The organism is Micromonospora wenchangensis, assembly GCF_002210435.1.
Lineage (GTDB): Bacteria > Actinomycetota > Actinomycetes > Mycobacteriales > Micromonosporaceae > Micromonospora > Micromonospora wenchangensis.
The window spans coordinates 73,576-94,168 of sequence record NZ_MZMV01000004.1 but is presented as its reverse complement, the minus strand read 5'-3'; the positions used below and the strand labels follow the sequence as shown (position 1 = coordinate 94,168).

General features: G+C 72.2%; 16 protein-coding genes. 5 read left to right on the top strand and 11 right to left on the bottom strand.

From position 1 onward, the window contains the following. The first annotated feature begins 14 nt into the window (after nt 1-14). Nucleotides 15-761, top strand: a complete 747-nt coding sequence (locus tag B5D80_RS03495; RefSeq protein WP_158224107.1) for a nucleotidyltransferase domain-containing protein — start codon at nt 15-17, stop codon at nt 759-761. Nucleotides 762-883: 122 nt separating this feature from the next. Here the strand turns inward: B5D80_RS03495 and B5D80_RS03490 are convergent, their stop codons facing one another. From B5D80_RS03490 to B5D80_RS03475, 4 genes are all read right to left on the bottom strand, one after another. Beyond that, a complete protein-coding gene (locus B5D80_RS03490; RefSeq protein WP_144081553.1) occupies nt 884-2,548 on the bottom strand; it encodes a glycosyltransferase family 39 protein in 1,665 nt (554 codons plus the stop codon). Nucleotides 2,549-2,972: 424 nt separating this feature from the next. Further along, complete coding sequence (locus B5D80_RS03485) at nt 2,973-3,938, bottom strand: ABC transporter permease subunit (protein ID WP_088642301.1); 966 nt, start codon at nt 3,936-3,938, stop codon at nt 2,973-2,975. Continuing rightward, complete coding sequence (locus B5D80_RS03480; RefSeq protein ID WP_088642300.1) at nt 3,935-4,834, bottom strand: ABC transporter ATP-binding protein; 900 nt, start codon at nt 4,832-4,834, stop codon at nt 3,935-3,937. Before B5D80_RS03480 ends, B5D80_RS03485 begins: the two co-directional genes overlap by 4 nt. Beyond that, entirely contained in the window at nt 4,831-5,226 is a 396-nt protein-coding gene (locus B5D80_RS03475) for a GntR family transcriptional regulator (protein ID WP_088642299.1), read from the bottom strand. Before B5D80_RS03475 ends, B5D80_RS03480 begins: the two co-directional genes overlap by 4 nt. A gap of 68 nt (nt 5,227-5,294) precedes the next feature. On the opposite strand from B5D80_RS03475, the gene B5D80_RS03470 reads away from it, so the two are divergent. After that, a complete protein-coding gene (locus B5D80_RS03470) occupies nt 5,295-5,552 on the top strand; it encodes a histidine kinase (RefSeq protein ID WP_211291375.1) in 258 nt (85 codons plus the stop codon). A 19-nt stretch (nt 5,553-5,571) separates the two neighbouring features. Here the strand turns inward: B5D80_RS03470 and B5D80_RS03465 are convergent, their stop codons facing one another. Next, nucleotides 5,572-8,406: a CHAT domain-containing protein gene (locus B5D80_RS03465; RefSeq protein ID WP_144081552.1), complete on the bottom strand. Its 2,835-nt coding sequence runs from the start codon at nt 8,404-8,406 to the stop codon at nt 5,572-5,574. An 83-nt stretch (nt 8,407-8,489) separates the two neighbouring features. Here B5D80_RS03465 and B5D80_RS32725 point away from each other — a divergent pair, with 83 nt between their 5' ends. Then, nucleotides 8,490-8,858, top strand: coding sequence for a hypothetical protein (locus tag B5D80_RS32725; protein WP_144081551.1), 369 nt, complete (start codon nt 8,490-8,492; stop codon nt 8,856-8,858). Between the two features lie 832 nt (nt 8,859-9,690). On the opposite strand, the gene B5D80_RS03460 is transcribed toward B5D80_RS32725, so the two are convergent. From B5D80_RS03460 to B5D80_RS03450, 3 genes are read right to left on the bottom strand one after another with little or no spacing between them, the layout of a single operon-like run. Next, the gene (locus tag B5D80_RS03460) at nt 9,691-11,304 is read right to left on the bottom strand and encodes a serine/threonine-protein kinase (RefSeq protein WP_088642297.1); all 1,614 of its coding nucleotides are present in this window, start codon (nt 11,302-11,304) and stop codon (nt 9,691-9,693) included. After that, nucleotides 11,301-12,155: a protein phosphatase 2C domain-containing protein gene (locus B5D80_RS03455; protein WP_088642296.1), complete on the bottom strand. Its 855-nt coding sequence runs from the start codon at nt 12,153-12,155 to the stop codon at nt 11,301-11,303. The genes B5D80_RS03460 and B5D80_RS03455 overlap by 4 nt, the downstream gene beginning before the upstream one ends. Beyond that, complete coding sequence (locus tag B5D80_RS03450) at nt 12,152-12,829, bottom strand: vWA domain-containing protein (protein WP_088642295.1); 678 nt, start codon at nt 12,827-12,829, stop codon at nt 12,152-12,154. The genes B5D80_RS03455 and B5D80_RS03450 overlap by 4 nt, the downstream gene beginning before the upstream one ends. A gap of 216 nt (nt 12,830-13,045) precedes the next feature. On the opposite strand from B5D80_RS03450, the gene B5D80_RS03445 reads away from it, so the two are divergent. Beyond that, a complete protein-coding gene (locus B5D80_RS03445) occupies nt 13,046-14,272 on the top strand; it encodes a cellulose binding domain-containing protein (protein WP_088642294.1) in 1,227 nt (408 codons plus the stop codon). 30 nt (nt 14,273-14,302) lie between these two features. Here B5D80_RS03445 and B5D80_RS03440 read toward each other — a convergent pair whose 3' ends face one another. The 3 genes from B5D80_RS03440 to B5D80_RS03430 all read right to left on the bottom strand — a co-directional run bounded on the left by B5D80_RS03440 (nt 14,303) and on the right by B5D80_RS03430 (nt 19,672). Beyond that, on the bottom strand, nt 14,303-16,660 hold the full coding sequence (locus tag B5D80_RS03440; protein WP_158224106.1) for a low temperature requirement protein A: 2,358 nt from the start codon (nt 16,658-16,660) through the stop codon (nt 14,303-14,305). A gap of 265 nt (nt 16,661-16,925) precedes the next feature. Beyond that, on the bottom strand, nt 16,926-18,410 hold the full coding sequence (locus tag B5D80_RS03435; RefSeq protein WP_425437153.1) for a poly(ethylene terephthalate) hydrolase family protein: 1,485 nt from the start codon (nt 18,408-18,410) through the stop codon (nt 16,926-16,928). A 203-nt stretch (nt 18,411-18,613) separates the two neighbouring features. Continuing rightward, on the bottom strand, nt 18,614-19,672 hold the full coding sequence (locus B5D80_RS03430; protein ID WP_088642292.1) for a polysaccharide deacetylase family protein: 1,059 nt from the start codon (nt 19,670-19,672) through the stop codon (nt 18,614-18,616). A gap of 223 nt (nt 19,673-19,895) precedes the next feature. Between B5D80_RS03430 and B5D80_RS03425 the strand changes: the two genes are divergently transcribed. Further along, entirely contained in the window at nt 19,896-20,591 is a 696-nt protein-coding gene (locus B5D80_RS03425) for a histidine phosphatase family protein (protein WP_088642291.1), read from the top strand. Nucleotides 20,592-20,593: the final 2 nt, after the last annotated feature.

Genomic DNA, 20,593 nt, shown 5'->3' with positions numbered 1-20,593 from the left:
GCAGAGTGGATTCGGTGGCCGTGAACAGTGACAACTACAACGTGGACAAGATCGTCGATGCAGTTCGGGCCACCCGTCCCGACGTCGAGGGCATCGTCCTGGTGGGCAGCTTCGCCCGTGGCGAGCAGCACGCGCTCTCCGATCTGGACGTCATCTGCCTCGGCAACGATCTTCCGGAGTACGAGCTGACGGTGTGGGACTCGCGCCTGGTGGCGTTGCAGGGGAAATCGGTGACCCAGGCGCAGGGGGACCTTCTCGACCCTGCGATCTGCGCCCAGGCTGTGCCCTCGTGGCGTACCGCACGGATCCTGCACGATCCGGACGGAGTCGCCGCCTCTGTGCGGGCCCAGGCTCAGGCGTGGGACTGGCCGCTGGTGCAGGGGCGGCTGGAGCAGTGGGCGGCTGAGACGGTCACCGGCTTCGCCGAGGAGGCGCTGAAGCTCATGGCGGCGATCCGTGACCGCAGGGACGTCGCGGCGGCTGCCCAGGCGCAGTTGATCGCGGTCCACCTGACGCCCGTCATGGCCGCCGCGCGTCACGAGTTGTTCACCAGCGAGAATGCCTTGTGGCACGGCACCGCCGGCGACCCCAGGTGGTTCGAGGCGCTCGCTCGGGTCCTGCCGTCCGAGCACTGGACCGCCGCGCGTGGTGCTGTCGGTCTCTACCTGTACGCGGTGGACGCAACATACGCGTGGATGTCGCCCGCCCAGCGCGGCGTGGCGGATTTCGTCCGGGCGAGTACGGGAGAGCTGGACAGATGACAGCGCCGGCCATCGCCGCCTCCAGGCCGGCGGCGGCTCGGCGGACGCCCGGGCAGCGCTGACACCTCATCGCCTCTCGGTCTCCCGGCCTGTCGAGGAGCAGCCGGTTCGTCTGCCCAGAGCTACTGACGTTGGTGGCAGACGTAAACTCGATACCCCCCGATGTCCCGGATTTCGATTACCTGAACCCCGGTGGGGATCGATCGTGCAAAGGTGTCCGCAAGTCCGCTCGCGCGGGGCAGTACGTATGCCACCCGATCCGCCCGTTCCACCTGGGCGCGATACGGTCGGTACCGATCGTGCCCCCGGTTCAGGTTGTCATCAACCACGGCGCAACGAATCTCTTCCGCGCTCGCGTAGGCCAGTCTGTCGCAGGTCCAATATTCGGTGTAGATCCGGGTGAGACCGGCGGCGAGCAGCTGATCCTTCAATTGCCTCTCGTTGTCCGCCTCTGCCGCGTACTGTGGCTGATGAACAACTAGTTGTCCGCTGGCGACCAGTAGGCTGCCCACCAGCGCACCGATCGTCGCGACCCGGGCGACAGTCAACGCGAAGCAGCCGCCTACCTCTCGCACCGTCGTCAGATGGTTCGCACCGGGGTTGCCCGGTGCTGCGGAACTCAGGCCGGCCCACAGCGGCCAGAGAAGTGCTGGCAGCGAGACGAGCCCGTAGTGGAGATAGCGGGCGCTCTCCACGGGGGTCAGTGCTGATGAGGCGCTGAGCACGTAGGCGATCAGGGTCAGCCCACCACCGGCGAGGAGAGCGAGCCGGCCGGCGTGTAGCCGTCGATCCCGGGTGTCGGCCCGACGAAACGAAACGGCCGCCATCATGGTCGCCGCGATCAGCAGAATCAGGTAGACGGGCCCCCACCACATTTGCCACGTTTCGCAGTGGCTCGGGCCACACACGCCGGAACTCAGTGGTAGACCGAGAAGAACTGCTCCGTGCAGTCGGTCGACCAACGGGGCCGGCTCGGCGGTGCCGCTGACGGAAAGCAGGACCGACAGTGAGTCGGGGTTGCCGGGTCGGAGGTTGTCCCAGATCAGGGGAGCCACCCCGAGGGCGAAGCCGGTGGCGGCAAGGAGGAGCCGCCCTTTGGTCAACACCTCTCGGCCTGCCCAACCTGCCAGGAACACGGCCGTGGCTACGTAGGGCAGTGCAAGCCAGTGGGTCCACACGACGTAGCCGGCTAGTAGCCCCCAACCGAAGTAGATTCCCGGCCCGCGCGCCCGGCGCAACGCCAGGAGTGCCGATGCCGCCATCAACGCCGCCGTGGCCGTGGCTACGTCGGAGTATCCACCGACACCGAGTACCTGATCTTTCACGACACGATCCGACCCGAATGCCATGATCGTTACAGCGAAGGTGGCGAACCATGGCGTGTAGAGAGTCTTCGTCAATTGGTAGAGTGCCAACAGGAACAACGCGTACATGACCAGGGCCGGCACCCGGATTACCCACCATTGCGTGCCGAAAAGCTGGACCAGGGGTGCCGCCAGATAGGAATGAAGCGCCCCCATGTAGTGCTGGCCGTAGAAGAATACCGGCCAGTGCCGACCCTCCCCGATGTGCAGTGCCGCCAATCCGGCGGTGCCTTCATCGCTGTTGGACGGTGGAACGTCAAGCGCCACCAGGAGGACCCGATAAAGGAGGCCGGCGAGACCGACGGCAGTGGCCAGGCGGCCGGGGGTCACGATGCGGGCCGCTTTTCGGGTGTTCGGCCCATCCGAGGGGGCGGCAGTTGCAACGTCATGATGACGAATTTGCTCACTGCTGACTGGCTGCACCGCCGCGCCCCCGTAGGTACGAAGTCTTTGAGCCAGGGCAGGATAGCCTATCGCCTGGTGATTCCGGCGCAACCCGGTTGCTGGCGATCAGGCCGGCGGCGGAGGGCATGTGGAGTGCGGTGAGGGCTGACCGGGGTTGGCTCAACCAGTGCGGCAATTCGTGGAAAGCGGGTGTAGGCCGCCTACGATCCTCTACGCGCTGTAGGTTGCCGGGCCCACCGAGAGTGCGCCCGCGCCGGGTTCGGCTTCGAACGCGACAAGATGGTCTTCCGTCGTTCTTCACCCGAGAGCGAGGTACTGCGCATCGAGTTCCAGGCATCCGACCACCCGAGCAGGGCGATCAGTGGCGGGTCGCGGATGAGGCGGGCCCGGCCGAGGTGACCGACCTGGCGAGGAAGGCGATCTGGCAGTGGGCGACCGGCCGCTAGATCATGCGGCGTCGTACCCGCCACACCACCACGCCGATCAGCACCGCCGCGACGGCGACGAACAGGGCCGCCTCGATGAGCTGGAACGTCCAGAACCGGTCGGCCGGATGGTAGACCCCGAACTCCTGGACGCCCCGGGCGTGCAGGAACTGGTTGAGGTTGGTGCCGGCCCGGTCGGCGGCGTCCTGAAGCTCGTGGTACTCGGTCGAGCTGAGCCTGTGCCCGGTCGCGTCCGCGTAGCCGCGTTCGATCATCCAGTCGGCGACGCCGGGTCCGGTCCGGGCGTTCGTGCCGCCGACGGGGACCGGCTGCATGGCGGTGAGCGGGGTGGCGTACGCGGGGCGGGCCACCAGCGCCACCGACATCCGGGCGGCGAGGAACGCCCCGAACGCGACGCCGAAGGCGGGCAGGCTGCGCCGCAGGATCGCCCCGGCGGCGGTGGCGACGGCGAACGCGAACAGCGCGTACGCCACCGGGACGAGCCCCTCCAGGTCGAACGCGTCGTACTGGAACCGCCCCTCCCACGCGTCGAACGGCTGCCGGAACCAGGTGAGCACCGCGGTGAACGTCCCGGTGAGCGCGACGGTGACGCCGGCCAGTGCCACGAGCTTGGCCGCGAGCCAGCGCATCCGTGGCACGGCCTGCGTCCAGGCGAGCTGCCAGGTGCCGTCCTCCAGCTCACGGGCGAGCAGCGGCGCCCCGAGGAACGCACCGACGACGACGGGGACCAGGTAGAAGGCCGCGAGGAGGTTCTCGACGTACCCGTAGTCCTCGTCGAGCAGGCGGAAGGAGGCCGCGCAGGCCGCGTCGACGGCGGCCTGCCCCGCGCACCGGGCGGGACCGCCGGGGAACAGGTCGTGCGCCTGCGTCCCGAGCACGAGCAGGGCGATGCCGAACAGGCCGACGAGCAGGCCCAGCACGCCGACCTCGGTGCGGTGCTGCCGCCAGATCAACCAGGTCATGCCGGCACCTCCGGGGTGGTCGCCGCGTCCGGCCCGCAGGGGTGGCGCAGGTAGGCCAGTACCAGGTCCTCCAAGGCGACGGGCTGGGCCTGCCACCCGGGCGCGGTGGGGAGCGCGCGGTCGCGTACCAGCAGGGTGGTGTGCCGGTCGCTGTGGACGGCCTGCACGACGGTGTCGGCCCGGTCCACGTCGGTGGCCGTGCGCGGGCCGACGAGCAGCCGGTGTTCGGCGAGGAGGGTGTCGATGTCGCCGGTGAGGGTGACCCGGCCGTGGTTGAGCACGACCAGGTGGTCGCAGACGCGTTCCAGTTCGTGCACGACGTGGGAGGAGAACAGGATGCTCACCCCGCCCTCGGCCACCGCGCCCATCAGGACCTGGAGGAACTCGTGCCGGGCCAGCGGGTCGAGGCTGGCCACCGGTTCGTCGAGGACGAGCAGATCCGGTCGCTTCGCCAGGGCCAGCGCCAACGCCACCTGGGCCTGCTGCCCGCCGGAGAGCGCACCGGCCCTCCGGTCGAGCGGGATGCCCAGCCTCGCCAGCCGGCGTTCGGCCAGCTTCTGGTCGAAGCGCAGGTTGCAGGCCCGCCCGAAGCGGAGCATCTCGGCGACGGTGAAGCGTTTGTACAGCGGGTGGTCCTGGGCCAGGAACCCGACCCGGGACAGCGTCTGCGGGGTGCTGGCGGTGACGTCGTGGCCGAGAACCTCCACCGTCCCGGTGCTCGGCGTCAGCAACCCGACGACCAGGCGCAGCAGCGTGGTCTTGCCCGCGCCGTTCGGCCCGACCAGGGCGGTCACGCCGCCCGCCGGCAGGGTCAGGGTGCAGTCGCGCAGCGCCCAGCCCTTGCGGTAACGCTTGCCCACCCCGTCGGTGCGCAGCGCGATCCCGGTGGCCGTCATGCCACGTCCTCGTTCCTCGTCTGCTGGTGGACGCTGGTGAAGAGCGCGGTGACCGCCTGTTCGTCGAGGCCGGCCGCGTAGGCGCGGCGCAGCCAGGTCGCGAGGCCGCGACGCAGCGAGGTGTACGTCGACGCCGGCATCGCCGCCGACTGCTGCTCGTTGACGAACGTGCCCTGGCCGGGCCGGCCGGTGACCAGGTTCTCCTGCTCCATCTGCCGGTACGCCTTGGCGACGGTGTTCGGGTTGATCGCCAGGTGTTCGACCACCTCGCGGATGAGCGGAAGGCGGTCGCCGGGTTGCAGGAAGCCCAGCAGCACCGCCTGGCGGACCTGCTGCACGAGTTGCAGGTACGGCGGCACACCGGAGTGGGTGTCGAGCCGGAAGACGAACACGGCAGCTCCTTACTGCTCTACTAGGTAACTAGTAAAGCAGTAAGGAGCTGGTCAACGCCACCGGCACCGTGACGGTCCACGCCGGGGCGTCCGGCGGCACGAGCCCGCTGCGGATCGAGAACACCGGTCGCCGGCTGCCGCCCGAGCTGGTCCCCGCCCTCACCGAACCGTTCCGGCGCGGCACGGAACGGGTCCGCACCGACGAACACGCCGGCTTCGGACCCGGCCCGGACATCGTGCGCGCCCACGCCGCCCGCCCCGACGGAGGTCTCACGGTCACGGTCCGGCTCCCCCGCACGCCGGACGACCCGCCCCGGGCAGGCTGACCGGCCGACCCGGGCAGGGCTACGGACCGGTGTGGATCAGCGCCGCCCACACCTCCGGGCGGTCCGGGTGCGAACGTCGTACCCGGTCGATGGCCCGGTCCAGCGCGGCGGCCGCGCCGTCGGCGTCCAGCCGTCCCCCCGTCCTCAGCCCGGCGTAGACGTCGTCGGCGACCTGGGCCGCCACCCGGTCGGCGACCGCCCACTGGCTGCCGATGACGTGCCGGAAGCCGGCCATCTGCAACGCCGCGGTGAGATGGATGCCCTCGTCGGGCAGGTCCCGACCACCGGCCGCGGTACGACACGCGGACAGGTAGGCCAGGTCGCAACCGCCTGCCGACTGGCTGCGGGTGGCGAGCCGGCCGGCCAGGTCCAGGACGCTGAGCCTGCCGTCGACCAGGCGGAGGGAGGCGGCGCTGGGCCGCTGGAAGTCCTGGTCGCCGTGGCAGGCGAAGTGGGCCCAACTGTGCTGTTCGAGCGCGGTCAGCACGCTCCCGACGGTGGCGCTGCGGCCGGAGAGCACCCGCAGGCCGGGCACGTGCGAGCTGACCGCGCGCAGCTCGTCGCTGACCGCGGGCAGCGGCGCCTGGCCGGGGAGGGTGCCGAGCCCCACCGCGAACGCCTGCGGCGCTGCGTCAGGCGTGGGGGTGGCGCGGGCGCGCAGCAGCGCGGACAGGCTCGGGGTGTAGGACGACACGCAGCGGGCGGCTACCGAGATCCGGCGTCTCGCGGCGAGTGGAGCGCTCGCGCCGAACCGGCCGGCGGCGTGCAGCGGCAGCATCGTCAGCGGCCCGGTAGGGCACCACCACACCCGGTGCCGCTCCTGCGGCCCACCACCGAGGATGTCGTCGAGGGCCGCGCAGACGGACTCCCCGACGGTGTCCCAGAGCCACCGTTGCAGGGCCACCAGCGTCTGGTGCAGCGCGGCCCGTTCGACCGGTCCGCCGCCCTCCTCCACCGCCCGCTGCACCTCGAGGAACGCCGAGGCGCGGCGCTGTGCCGTGTCGTGGGACAGCCACGGGAGCGGCACGGCGCGTATCCCGTCGGCGGTGACGATGATCGCGTCGCTGCGCCAGCGCGACGTGTTGACCAGCACCGCCGCCCCGCCCGTGGTGGCCGGCTGGAGGGCGGCGAACGACGGCGGGTGCAGGAAGTTCTCGAAGCCCGGCAGCCGGCGGGCCTCGGCCGCGAGCTGCTCCCAGCGTTCCGCCAACCGGCGGCGGTGACCGGCGTCCTCGGCCTCGGCGCGGTGCGGTCCGCCCAACGCGCTGCTCAGCAGGTCGCGGCCCAGCTCCCAGCCGGGACGGGCCGGCAGCTCGACGGTCGCCCCGGTGCCGTCCAGCTCCCGGCGCGTCCGGTCGAGTTCGTCGGCGAGCGCGGGTGCGACCGCGGCCAGCGCGGACAGGTCGCTGCGGGTCTGCAGGGCCTGCGACCACAACACCTGACGGCCCTGCTCCAGCAGCTCCACCGCGCGGTGCGGCTGCCCGGCGGCGAGCGCCCAGGCGGCCGCGTCACCGGCCAGCCCGGACACCGCGGCCAGCCGTTTCTCCTGTACGGTACGGTCCAGGCCCCGCCACGCCAGCAGCGGCAGCAGACCCACGGCGGTGCCGTACGCCTCCAGGGCCAGCTCCGCGTTCCCGGCCTCGGCGGCGGTCTGCGCCCAGGTGCGGGCCGCGGTCATCCGGATCTCGACGGCTCCCGCCCGGGACGCCGACGACGACCGCCACATGCCGACCGCGGCGTCGAGGTCGGCCGGGTCGTGATCGATCAGGTAGCGGATCCGCAGGGCCGTGCCGAGCACGTTGAGGGCCCGTGCCCGGTCCGGGTGGCCGGGCGAGAACCCGGCCAGGGCGGCCATGCCGGTGTCGACGGCGTCGCTGACCCCGGCCGGGTCGCTGCTCATCCGGGCCCGGATGAGCAGCGAGTGGGCCAGGCTGACCAGGTGGCCGGCCCGTTGGGTGCCGGCCGTCGGCGCGTCGACGGCCTGCCTGGAACTGCGGATCGCCTCGTCCAGGTGCGCCGGCGAGTTGCTGCTGAGGCCGTGCATGACCAGCAGGGCGCCGTGGGTGGACAGCAGTTGCGCGCGGACCGTGCCGATGCTCGGCAGGTCGGCGACGACCTGCCGGCTGACCCGGACCGCCTCGTGCAGGTCGGTGTCGTCGCCGCCGTCGCGGCTCACCCAGCGTTGCACCAGCGCGATCACCAGCACACCGTTGAGGGCGGCCCGGTCGACGTGCCGCGCGGGCATGTCGGCCAGACCGCTGCGGCAGTGCTCGACCGCCTCGTCGATGTCACCCTGGCCACCGGTCCGGACGAACCGCATGACCAGGCAGAGCGCCAGCAGTTGGTGGGCGGTGAGCACGTGGTCCGGGTCGGTCGAGCGGTGCACCTCCCGGCTGAGGCGCACGGCCGTGTCGATGTCCGCGAGCTGGCCGAACCGCTCGAAACTGAGCCGGTACACGTTCACGCAGCGGATCAGCACGTCGATCCGGACCGGGTCGTCCTCGTCGACGGCGGCCACCGCGACGTCCGCGTGCCGCTTCGCCGTGGATAGGTCCGACACCTCGCGCCGCTGTTCGAACCGGAAACCGACGACCATGGCGAGCTGGGCGTTGACGTACGGCCACCACGGATCGTCGGGTGGGGTCAGCGCCGTCGCCCTCCCGGCGGCGGCCACGGCGGCGTCGAGCTGCTTCGGATCCGAGGTGCGGCCCCGCAACATCAGGACGGTGGAGAGCGCGGCGAGCACGTCCACCCGGGACGGGTCCGCCGCGAGCAGCTCCCGCGCCACGCCCTCGGCCCGGACCAGCAGCGACTCGTCGCCACTGTCGTTGTAGGCGACGATGAGCGGATCCACCGCATCGATGGACCGCTCCGGCGATGGCACCGACTCAGTAGATTCGACGGCAGCTCGGGCGTCAACCGATGGGAGTGTCGTACATGGAGCAACGCCGTCTGCTGGCCGCGTTGTGCGCCGCCGTGCCGACCCTGCGGGAACGTGCGGAGGCGGGGGCGTGGAGCGACCTGCTCGACGAACTCCTCGACGAACTGGCCGCCGGCAGGCCGGTGGAGGAGGTCTGCCGGCAGCTCGGCTGGACGACCGGGACCGGGACCGAGCGCAGCGTCGGCGTCGACCCGGCGGACCACGCCGGAGGCGCCCGGCTGGAGGGTCTCGCGCCGGTGGTGCTCGACGGCGACTACCGCTGCCCGCTGCACCGCTGCTCGCGCCGGGCCCACCGCGACGACCGGGGCCGGGTGCCGCACTGCGCGCTGGCCGACACGGCGATGACGTACCGGTCCGAGCCATGATCGAGGTGCTGCTGGGCGAGGTCGGACGGCGGATCAACGACCGCTGGCTGACCCGGGCGCTCGGCCCGGCCCTGCTGTGGCTCGCGGTGGCCGCCTTCGCCGTCCTGCCGGGGCGTGGTGGCGTCTTCGACGTGCCCGGGGCGGCGCTCGCCGCCGCCGACGCCGTCGACCACCTGCGGCAGCGGATCGGCCTGGCCCTGGTGGTCGGGGCGCTCGTCGTCGCGGCCGCGGCGGCGGCCGCCGCCTGCGCCCAGGCGGCCGCCGCAGCCGTCCGCCTCGTCTGGCTGGGCACCTGGGCCGGCCCGGCCCGCCGGCTGGCGACCGCGCTGACCGCCCGCCGCCGTGCCGCCGCCGCGCGCCGGTTGGCCGCCCGTGGGCGGGTGGTTCCGGCGGTGTACCTGCCGGCCCGACCCACCTGGATCGGCGACCGGATCCGGCTCGCCGACGACCGGGTGACCGCGCAGTACGGGCTCCGCCTGGGCCTGATCTGGCCGCGCCTGTGGCTGCTGCTCACGCCCGAGGGGCGCACCGACGTGATGCAGGCGCGTGACCGGCTCGACCGGGCCGTCGCCGGGGCCGGCTGGGCGGTGCTCTGTCTCGCGCTGACCCCGTGGTGGTGGCCGGCGGCGGCGCTCGGCGTGACCCTCGGTGCCGTCTGCTGGTGGCGGGCCCGGTCGGCGGCGGGCCTGTTCGCCGACATCGTGGAGGCGACCGTCGACCTGCGGCACCGCGGCCTGGTCGCCGAGCTGGGCTTCCCGGTCGAGCCGGGGCGTCCGCTGTCGCCGTCGACCGCTGCCGCCGTCAACGACCTGCTGCACAAGGGTGCCAGCGGTCACGGGCAGTACGACCGGGTCGGCGCGGAGAGCGAGCCGACGTGGTATCCGTCGTCGTCGGTGACGAGCGACAACCGGGAACGCCAGCAGCCGGACGACGAGCCGTCGCCGTCCGGGTCGAACACCACGTTGACCTGAGGGCCGCCGGTCGCGGTGCGGATGCCGATGATCGTCGCCACGGGGAACGGACCGTTCTTCGTGAGGGTGGCGGCCCGGGCGAGCTGGGTCCGGCTCCGGTCGTCCAGATCCGGTTCGTCGGTGTTGATCTCGCACAGGAAGCCGCGTACGGCGGTGACCGAGGACTTCGTCCGGGTGGACGTCCGGTCCAGACCGGTGCCCACCCGGACGTCGGTGAAGAGACAGACCCGGGTCAGCGGAATGAGTTCCCTCAGATCGAGGGTGGTCCGCAGGGGCAGGTCGGGATAACGGGTCGCCCCGGCCGCACCGCCGGTGGGCCGGGTCAGACCCGGGATCCCCGTCGGCAACGGGGGATAGGACGGCTGCCCGAGAAGTCCGGTCGGCAGAACCGGCCTGGTCGGGTAGGGCCTGCCCGGGGAGTCGTCGTTGCCACTGAGCAGGCCGGCCAGCACCGCGACCGCGGCCAGTGCCGCGACGGCCAGACCCCAACCCCGGCCGGTCGGTCGGGAACCGGCCACCGCAGGGGCGGGGACGACGGGGCGTACCGGGTCCGCACGGGCGGCGGCCGGGCGGGTCGGCTCCGGGCCGGTCGGGGGAGCCGCCCGGCGCGGCGGTGGCGTCGGTGGGGTGCGGCGGATGCTCCGCTCCAGGGCGTCCGACCACTGCTGCGGGGCGGGTCGCAGGTGCGGGGCGGGGTCCAGGCTCCGGCCGGCGAGGGTGACCAGCTGCCGGTCGAGCCGGGGCCGGGCCGCCTGAGGGTCACGGGTCTGCTGGTCACCGGCGAACAGGCGCACCGCGAGCAGCCCGAACTTGTACGCGTCGGTGGCGGGCGTGGCCAGCTCCTCGGCGTCCGCGTCCGGCACGTGCCACTCGGGGGTCTCGGCCTGCGCCAGCACCGAGTCGCCGTCCAGCCGCATCGCGTCGCAGTCGATGAAGTAGCACCGGGGCCGGGAGTCGAGGCTGAACAGCAGGTTGTTCGGTGACAGGTCGCCGACGCAGACGCCGAGCCGGTGCAGCAGCGTCAACGCCTCGCCGGTGTCCCGCAGCAGTTCCAGGCGCATCCGGTCGTCGACGTGCAGCCCACGGTCGAGCAGGTAGGCGTCGCTGTTCAACAGGTACTGCACCTGGGCCAGGACGGTGTCCGGCCCGCGTGGCAGTTGGATGCGGACCCGGAACCGGTCGGGTACCCGGGGCATCAGGAACCCCCGGACCACGCCCTCCTTACGGACGACCGCGGTGGGCCAGGCGGCGAGACCGAGCAGCGTCTCCGCATCCGGTCCGGCCCCGGCGGCGAGCCGGACGAAGCGGTTCAACGTGGTGACGTCGACGTCGTCGACGAACCGGGTCGCGTACTCCTTGTAGACCCACCGGGGGTCCTCGGTGAGGGCGTAGACGGTGCCCTGGCCGCCGGTGCCGATCCGGGTACGCGGGCCGAGCGCGGACAGGCTCACCTCGGGCGGCAGCGGACCGGTCATGACGGCTCGGGCGGCACCGGCCAGACGGCCAGCACCGTGCGGTCGTCGTCCCACGACCCGCCGGTGAAGTCGAGCATCCAGGCGAGCCGGGTCATCGCGGGCGGCGTGGTCAGCGCGTCGCCGAACAGCCGTCCGAGGTCCCCGGTGCCGGGGCCGAGCGGCTCGGCGAAGCCGTCGGTGGCCAGCACCAGCACGTCGTCCGCGGCGAGCGTCACCGCCACCGGGTCGACCTCGGCGGGCACCCGGGGCAGGGCGGCGACGCCGTCGGGGAGCAGTTCGCCCCCCGGGTCGGCCGGGTCGGTGAACAGTGGCTCCCAGCCGCCGTCGCGCAGCCGCCAGGCGGTCGAGTCGCCGACCCGGACCAGGTGGGCGACCGCCCGTCCGGGGCCGTCCGGGCGGACCAGGGCGACGACCACGGTGCTGGCGAGCAGCGTCTCGGCCCGCTGCGGATCGGTCTCGCCCAGTTGCCGCCCGGCGTACTCGACCAGCGCCCAGCCCGCGCAGCGCAGCAGGTCGTGCCAGTCGACGGGGTCGGCGGCGCGTTGCAGGTAGTCGACGACCGTCCGGCACACCATTGTCGCGCCCAGGTGGGACAGCGGGGCGTTGGAGACCCCGTCGGCCACCACCGCGATCACCGAACCGGCCGCCGTGGCCAGCGCGAAGTCGTCCTGCCGGGGTACGCCGGACGCCCGGTGGCCGGGGCCGCGCACCGAGGCCGCCCGTACCTCGAAACCGGCCGCCGCCCAGCCGTCGGCCACGGTGTCCGGCCGGTACGGCTGCGTCTGCGGGGCGCGGGCCGGCGTCTGCGGGCCCGGCACCCCGATCAGCGGCGGTGCCCAGTCGAAGCTCACACCACGTCCACGGCCATCCGGAAGCTGTCCGGTCGCTCCACGACCAGCTCTGCGGTGTCACCCCCGACGGCCTGCCCCGACCTGATGACGCTGCGGGTCAGGGCGGTGCAGAACTCGGCGATCGCGAAGCCCACCTCCACCCCCGGCGTGGCCACGAACGCGAACTCGGGCCGGGTCGCCACGTGCAGGATCGTCTCGGCCCGCGCCTCACCGATGCCACACGCGATGATGTTGGGTGCGGTCGGGGTGCGCTCCCGGTCGGTCAGCTCGGCGTAGACCGGCTCCCACTGGCCCGGGTCGGTCGGCTGCCCGTCGCTGAGGAAGAACACCGCCGGCCGGTGCACCGCGAAGCCCTCCCGCTTGAGGGCCCGCACGTCGGCCGGGATCCGGTCGACCAGCAGACTGAACGCGACGCCGTAGGCGGTACCGGCGCGCACCGACAACTGCGGCAGCGCCGTCTCGTTGCGCAGGTCGGACAGGGCCGAGTGGACGATCACGTCGTCGGAGAAGCCGATGATCGAGAACCTGACCTTCGCCGCCGCGAGGGGTTCGCGCAGCAGGGCGTCGTGCAGCGACTGGAGCCCGGCGTTCAGCTCACCCACCACCGGTGTCATGGAGACGGACTCGTCCGCCACCAGGTAGACCGGCAGCACCCGCCCGGCAGTCTCCGCCATGCGTACCCCCAACCGTCGTCAGTGGACGAGCTCAACGTAACACTGTGTGTCTATGTGGCGATGGCGGTCCGCGACGCACCGTCCGGCGGTCGTCGGCGCGGTCCGGACCGGTCGCGCGGCCGGCGTCGGACCCGGTCGGGCCGAGGCGGGCCGGATCCGCGCACCGGATGGTGCAAGTCGTTGACAACCATCGATGTGCTGCCGCACGGTTGACGTATGTCAGGGGTCCGTTCGTCCGTGCCGCGCCGCCGCGTGCGGCCCGGTCTGCTCGCCGCCGTCGTCTCGTCGGTCGCCGTGTTCGGTATGGGGTCGATGGCCGTACCGGCCGCCGACGCCGGAACCACGACGCCCCACGCACCGGCCGCCGGTGGACTCCCCGGGGTCGCGCCCGCACCCGCCGCGGCGCCCCTGACGGGAACGGCCACGACGCCGCCGCCGACCGCGGCACCCACCACCCCGCCGGGCACACCTGACACCTCGCCCTTCCCGCCGGGCGTGCCCACGAACGTCACCGCCAGCCAGGTCCGTACGGGGTCCGTCACCCTCACCTGGACGGCTGCGGCCCCCGGCTGCTGCGCCATCGCCGGCTACGACATCACGTACTACAGCCCCTTCGACGACGTCGTCATGTCGGCGAGCGTCGGCAACGTCACCACCACCACGATCAGCAACTACATCAGCGCGGGCCGGCAGTACTCGTTCCGGGTCTCCGCCCGGGACGTCGTCGGGCACCGCTCGCTGGCGTCGGAGCCGGTGACCGTGGTCACCCCGGTCACCGACACCGGGCCGGACACCACCCCACCGAGCGCCCCGCAGAAGCTGACCCTCGGCGACGTGACCGACTCGACCGCCACGCTCTCCTGGTCGCCGTCGACCGACGACGTCGGGGTGAGCGGCTACAACGTCTACCGCTTCGACGGCTGGTTCACCTCGTTCCTGGTCGCCACCGTGCCCACGACTACGTACACGATCGCGCTCCCGCCGCCACCGCCGCCGTCGACGCCGCTGCGTTACCAGTTCTACGTGCGGGCCCGGGACGCGGCCGGCAACGTCTCGATCGCCTCCAACACGGTCTACGCGCCGACGACGCCCACCCCGCCGACGACGCCGATGCCGCCGCCGCCCACCTGCCGGGTGACCTACCAGAACCAGTCCGAGTGGCAGGGCGGGTTCGTCACCGTCGTGACGGTCCAGAACACCGCGACCACGCCGGTGGAGGGCTGGACGCTCACCTTCGGCTTCCGGGGGGACCAGCGGATCACCTCCGCCTGGAACGCGACGACCAGCCAGAGCGGGGCCTCGGTGACGGCCCGCAACGTCGACTGGAACCGCGTCGTCCCGGCGAACGGCTCGGTCAGCTTCGGCATCCAGGGCAGCTGGAACGCCAGCAACGCGCCGCCGACCGGCTTCGCGCTCAACGGCGGCCCCTGCACGCTCGGCTGAGCCCCGCACCGGCGGGCCGGCGGACCCGGGTCACGTCCGGGCGGGCCGGCGGGTCCGTGGGTCACCTGCCTGCACCGCCTCGACGACGGCGAAGACGACGCCGAGGACGGTCAGCAGCACCAGTGAGACGACGGACGGCAGGGCGACGGTCACCGGTGCCAGGACGGTGACCATGCCCGCGCCGACGAGCCGGTGGGGACTGACGGTCCGGAAGATCCGCAGCCAGAACATCTGGTTGCTGAACAGGTACAACGCCACGCCGAGGAACAACGTGTAGTGACCCAGCAGGGCACTGTCCCGGTCCTGGGACGCGGCCAGGGTCTGGTGCAGGCCGTAGGCGACCAGGACGATGCCGGCCACCATCGGCAGGTGCAGATAGGTGTACGCGTCCCGCGCGGCGCGGATCCGGCGGTCCCCCTCGTACTCCCCGAGGGCGATCCGGGCCGCGTCGATGCCGGTGAAGTAACTCCACCAGATGGTGCCGAGGGCGACCACGGACGCGACGACGACCACCAACGTGGGCGCGGCGATCGGTTCGTCGTCGATCGCGACACCGACGGAGAGGACCGCCTCGCCGAAGGCGATCAGGATGACCAGGGCGTGCCGGTCGGCCCAGTGCCGCACCAGCCTGATCCGCCACAGCCGCCCACCGGCCCGGTACCCGGCGACGTACTGCACGAGCAGCGCGGCCACCCAGGGCAGCGTCATGGCGGGGTGCCGGGTCACCGTGTCGGGGGCGGTCAGCTCGACGACGGCGATCGCCAGCAGGATGACGATGGTCGCCCCGGTGGCAAGGAACCGGTTGCGGGCGCCGTGCAGGTCGGAGTTCTCCCGGACGATCTGCCGGAAGATCAACGCCTGCATGAGCTGGATGGCGATGTAACACCCGATGACCAGCAGCGGGCCGGGCAGGCTGTCGGGCAGGGGGACGAAGGCCTGCGGGATCGCCAGGCCGATCAGCAGCACCGCGGTCATGATGCCCGCCGTGCTCAGCCGTACCACCGTGCTGTCGTGCCGGACGGCGTTGGCGAGCCAGGTGTACGACGTCCAGGCCCACCAGAGCAGGGCCAGCAGGATCATGCCCTGGGCCAGCCCGAGCAGGGTCGGGAAGCGGTTCATCAACGCGGTGACCTCGATGAAGGCGTACACGAACACGAGGTCGACGAAGAGTTCCCGGGGGTCGACCGTCCCGACATGGATCTTCTCCGACTCGACCGCCTCGTGGAGCTGCCGGTGCCGCTGCCGGAAGGCGGTGTTGTCCAGCACCAACATCGCGCATGTGGCGACGACCAGCACCACAAGCGCCTGCACCTCGGTTATCCGACCGACCACCGTCAGCAGCGCCGTCAGCAGCGCCACCCCCGTCAGCGGACCCCGACCCAGCAGCCGGACCGACCGCCACTCCACCGCGACGAGCGCCCCCAGGTAGAGCAGCACGCCGCCGTACAGGACGGCGATGCCGGCCGACGGCCACGGATGGTTGCTCTTCGGGGTGGTGTGCGTGTTGAGGTGTTTGAGTCCCAGCGCGAAGAAGATCAACCCGCCGATCATCGGCAGGTGCAGCCCGCTGTAGACATCGCGACCGACCCGGGCGCGGGCCCTGCCGGCGCTGGCCTTCAGGGCCCGTTCGATGATCACCTTGGCCAGGTCGAAGTAGCTCCACCACAGCGCGAAGACCACGGTGATGCCCAGCACGGCCCCGACGGCCAACTGGGAGGTCACCGGGCGGTCCACCCCGAGCCCCTCGCTGGCGCCGATCGAGATGATGGTCTCGCCGAGCGCGATGAGCACGATCAGGGCGTGCCGTTCGGCCAGGTGCCACGGCGAGACGACCCGCCAGCCGCCCCTGCTGGCCACCACGAGGATGAGAGAGTCGATCAGGAGAGCGCCCGCGAACAGCGCCACCTGCACCAGTGCGGGGTCGACGTGCGGCGGCAGCAGGGGCGGCACCAGGGCGGAGGCGAGCAGCACCAGCCCGCCGGCGATGAAGATCAACCAGGCGACGCCCGCCGACCGCCGTCCACTCTCGCCCCGGTGGCGGACGAAGGTCAGGACGACCATGGTGGTCGCCCGGATGAGCAGATAGCCGCAGATCAGCACCAGTGGGCCGGGCAGCCCGCCCGGCCGGTCGGTGAACGCCTCGGGTATCGCGACCCCGATCACCAGCAGGGCGGCGGAGATGCCGAGCATGACCGGGGGCATGATCCCCCGGTCGAGGTGCACCACGTTGCCGAGCCAGACGCACGGCGTCCAGCAGTGCCAGATGAGCAGGATCACGAGCGCGCCCTGGACCAGCCCGAGGGGGCTGAAATGCTCGCCCATCAGCGTGGTGACGGCCAGGAACGCGAACACGAAGAGCAGATCGACGAAGAGCTCGACCCAGCTCACATCGCCGATGGCCCCGGGGTCACGGGCCACCAGACGCCGACCCCCGGCTGTCGGGTGTGGCGCGGGATCATCCCTCCGCACCCGATAAGCCTCGCAAACCGGACACGGCTTGTCCCGCCAACGTCGATTAGCGGAGCGAACGCCCGGATCCGAGCGGAAGTCACCTACGCGGCGTACGGCCGTGCCGGTGCCACCCCGGGTACGGGGGACACCGGCACGGTCCGCGTGGTGCGGAGACGGTCGCCGGCCGGGGCCGGGCGGACCGTCAGGTCAGCGGCGTCAGCGTGAACCGCTGGTTGGTCTGACCGTGACAGTCGTAGAGCTGGACCTGAGCGCCGTTGGCGGTGCTCCAGACGTCCAGGCACCGCCCGGACTGCACGCTGCTGATGGTGCCGTTGGCGTTGACGTTCCACTGCTGGTTGGTCTGGCTGTGGCAGCCGTAGATCTGGACCGCCGCACCGTTGCCGGAGCCGGCCGCGTCCAGGCACATGTCGCCGTACACCCGGAGTTGCTTGTTCGCGGTGTACGTCCACGACTGGTTGGCCTGCCGGTTGCAGTCCCAGAGCTGCACCCGGGTGCCGTTGGCGCGGGAGGCGTTGGGCACGTCGAGGCACCGGTTGGACTGCGCGCCGACGATCAGGCTGGCGGCACCGGGCGGACTGCTGGTCGGTGAGCCGGTAGGCGTCTGGGACGGGGTCGGGGGCGGGGTGTCCGACGGCGTCGGCGGCGGGGTGGTCGGCGTCGACGGCAGCAGCGGGCAGGTGCTGCGGTAGCTGACCACGCCGTTGTTGTCCGCCAGCGGGCAGAGGAACTGGCTGTACCGGGCGTCGTTGTCGACGAACATCTTGAGGAACGGCAGCATGGTCCGGATCAGCACCGGGTTCGACCGGCCGACCATGAACCCGTGGTCGGCCCCCGCGACCTCCAGGTAGGCGCTCTCCGTCGTGGCCGGGAGGCTGTTGTACAGGCCGGTGGCGTAGGACGGGGTGACCACGGTGTCCGCCTGCCCGGCGAAGACCATCGTGGGCACCCGGTCGTTGGCCAGGTTCGACGACGGCGAGTACGGCGCGATGCCGACCGCCGCCTTCAGCGCCGGTCGGCGGAGGGCCGCGCTCAGCGCCCCGCCGCCACCCATCGAGTGACCGGAGACGGCCAGCCGGTTGGGGTCGATCCGGTCCCGCACCGGGCTCTGCTGCACCAGGTAGTCCAGCGCGGCGAGCAACTGGGTGCCCCGGGCGGTGTCGAAGTCGTTGCGGCTGTTGGTCTCGATGCCGATCACCACGAAGCCGTGCGAGGCCAGCCACGGCCCCATCCAGGCCAGCTCGGCGGAGAACAGCGCGTTGTAACCAGGCGAGATGGCGACCGCGCCGAAGGTGCCCTGGCTGGTGTCGGTCGGGTAGTAGATCCGGCCGCCGTTGAAGCCGTACCCGGTCGGGACGGCGACCGAGGTGTTGGCGAACGGGCCGGTCACTGACGCGACGCTGCTCCGGGTGGGGTCGGGGCCCCGCTGGTACGGGTTGTCGGCGGCCGACGCGGTCCCGGTCGTCACCGTCATGGTGAACAACCCGACGACGGCGGCGGCGATCCCGGCGGCGGCGAGCGTGAGCAGCCTTCCCCGCCGGCGGGGGGAGACCCGGGCGGGGCGGGGCTGCGCCGGGGGCGGGGAGTGCGGTGCGTGTCCTCGCACTGTCGGTACCTCCTGGTGGTGGGTGGTGGTGGCCCGCAGCATGCTGTTAACGTTCACGGTCATCGATGGATTTCAGGTTGGCAGGTAATCCCGGGGTTTTCAACCGGTAGTTTCGAGCGTGTTACCCGATAGTTTCGGAGCCCACCTCGACGGGCGGGTACGCGGCGGCCCTCCCCGGACGCCAGGCGTCCGGGGAGGGCCGGTGGTCGCGGACGGGCCGGAGGGCGGTACGGCCCGGGGGCCCGTGGCTCGCGGCCGTCCGTCGGTCAGCTCGCGGTGCAGGAGCGGATCTGCGGCCGGGCGCTGCTGTTGCCGTTCATCATCGTGGTGAAGCCGAAGGTGTTGCCGCTGCCGTTGGACCGCATCGTCATCACGTAACCGGAGCTGTCCCAGCTGGGGGTGCCGTTCCAGGTGGTGTTGACCCGCTGCGGCGCGGTCAGCGCGACCACCACCGTCCAGTTGCTGCCGCCCTGGACCGTCACCGAGGTGTTGTACCGGTCGCCCCACACGTTGGGGTACGTCGCCGTCGCGGTGCACCCGCCACCGGCCGGCGGGGTGGTCGGGGTGCCGGTGGGCGGGGTGGTCGGGGTACCGGTCGGCGGGGTGCCGTCCGGGGCCACCGCCCGGCCGGTGCTCGGCGAGATCATGCCGGGGCAGAGGCCGCGGCTGTTCAGGTTGGCCATGATCTGCGGGATCGCGTCGCGGGTGTTCTGGATGCCGTCGTGCATCAGGATCACCTGGCCGTCCTGGAGCCGGCCGGCGTTGGAGACGATCTGGCTGACGCTCGCGCCGTTCCAGTCCTGGGAGTCGACGTCCCAGATCACCTGGCGCATGCCGAGCGACGAGGCGACCGACTGGAGGGTCGAGTTGGTCTCGCCGTAGGGCGGGCGGAACAACTGCGGCCGTACGCCGGTCGCCGACTGGATCGCCGAGTTGGTCTGGGAGAGGTCGGACTGCATCTGGCTCTGACCCATCGAGGTCATGTGCGCGTGGTTCCAGCTGTGGTTGCCGATCCACATGCCGGCGTCGACCTGAGCCCGGGCGGCGGACGGGTTGCCCTGGACGTTCTGCCCGACGTTGAACATGGTCGCCCGGACGTTGTTGGCACGCAGCACGTTCAGCAGCGTGCCGGTGCTGCCGGTCGGGCCGTCGTCGAAGGTGAGACCGACGTAGCCGTTGCAGGCGGCGGCGCTGGACGGGGTGGCGGAGACCGCGACGCCGACGGCGCCCAGCGCCACGGTGGTGGCGAGCACCGCCAGCCGGACGGTCAGGCGGGAGGCTCGGGAGCGGGACGGGTGGCCGGAGCCACCGGTGCTGGAGATCATGCGCAGGTCCTCCTGGGGGCGGTGCTACCTGGGGCGGGGGTTCTATCGAGATGCATTGATGTCGCTGTGAATCGGAGTATTGCAGCGGGATTTCGAACGCGTCAACGACTTTCGGAAACTTTTCGGAAACGTGTCAGGTCGGGGTGGTCGGGACGGCCGCGTACCGCCGTCGCCCCCGCCGTCCCGGGTCGCCCCGCGCCGGCTACCGCCGCACAGTGGAGCCGTGGACACCGTCGCGGAGCTGACCATCGTCCGGCACGGGCAGAGCGTCGCCAACGTCGCGTTCGCCGAGGCCCACGCGCGGGGCGTCGCCACCCACGGGCTCACCGGGCGCGACGCCGACGTCCCGCTGTCGCCGCTGGGCCGGCGACAGGCCACCCGGCTCGGCCGCTGGCTCGCGGCGCAACCCGCCGACCGGCGTCCCGACCACGTGGTCTGCTCCCCGTACCGGCGGGCCCGGCAGACCTGGGCGCGGGTGGCGGACACCGTTGCCGCCCTCGGTGTCGCCCCGGCCCCGGTCGACCTCGACGGGCGGCTGGTCGACCGGCTCATGGGCGAGCTGGAACTCCTGACCCCGCTCATGATCGCCGAACGGTTCCCCGCCGAGGCGGCCCGGCTCGCCGCCGACGGCCTCCACGCCTACCGGCCACCCGGCGGCGAGACGTTCGACGACGTCGCCGCCCGCGTCCGCGCCGCCCTGGCCGACCTGCACCGCCGGCACGCCGGCCGGCGGGTGTGGGTGGTGGCCCACGACGCCGTGGTCGTCGCCGCCCGGCACGTCCTGGAGGGGCTGTCGTTCGCCGACCTCGACGCGATCCTCGCCACCACCCCGGTCGCCAACACCTCACTCACCCGTTACGTGCCCGTCCACGGCCGCCTCGACCTCGTCGAGTTCGCCGCCGTCCCGCACGCGCCGTGACC

What these genes read in the sequence shown, in the direction of transcription:
- B5D80_RS03485 (WP_088642301.1), bottom strand. Translation starts at nt 3,938, where the DNA reads ATGACCTGGTTGATCTGGCGGCAGCACCGCACCGAGGTCGGCGTGCTG.
- B5D80_RS03480 (WP_088642300.1), bottom strand. Translation starts at nt 4,834, where the DNA reads ATGACGGCCACCGGGATCGCGCTGCGCACCGACGGGGTGGGCAAGCGT.
- B5D80_RS32725 (WP_144081551.1), top strand. Translation starts at nt 8,490, where the DNA reads ATGGAGCAACGCCGTCTGCTGGCCGCGTTGTGCGCCGCCGTGCCGACC.
- B5D80_RS03460 (WP_088642297.1), bottom strand. Translation starts at nt 11,304, where the DNA reads ATGACCGGTCCGCTGCCGCCCGAGGTGAGCCTGTCCGCGCTCGGCCCG.
- B5D80_RS03450 (WP_088642295.1), bottom strand. Translation starts at nt 12,829, where the DNA reads ATGGCGGAGACTGCCGGGCGGGTGCTGCCGGTCTACCTGGTGGCGGAC.
- B5D80_RS03445 (WP_088642294.1), top strand. Translation starts at nt 13,046, where the DNA reads ATGTCAGGGGTCCGTTCGTCCGTGCCGCGCCGCCGCGTGCGGCCCGGT.
- B5D80_RS03435 (WP_425437153.1), bottom strand. Translation starts at nt 18,410, where the DNA reads ATGACCGTGAACGTTAACAGCATGCTGCGGGCCACCACCACCCACCAC.
- B5D80_RS03430 (WP_088642292.1), bottom strand. Translation starts at nt 19,672, where the DNA reads ATGATCTCCAGCACCGGTGGCTCCGGCCACCCGTCCCGCTCCCGAGCC.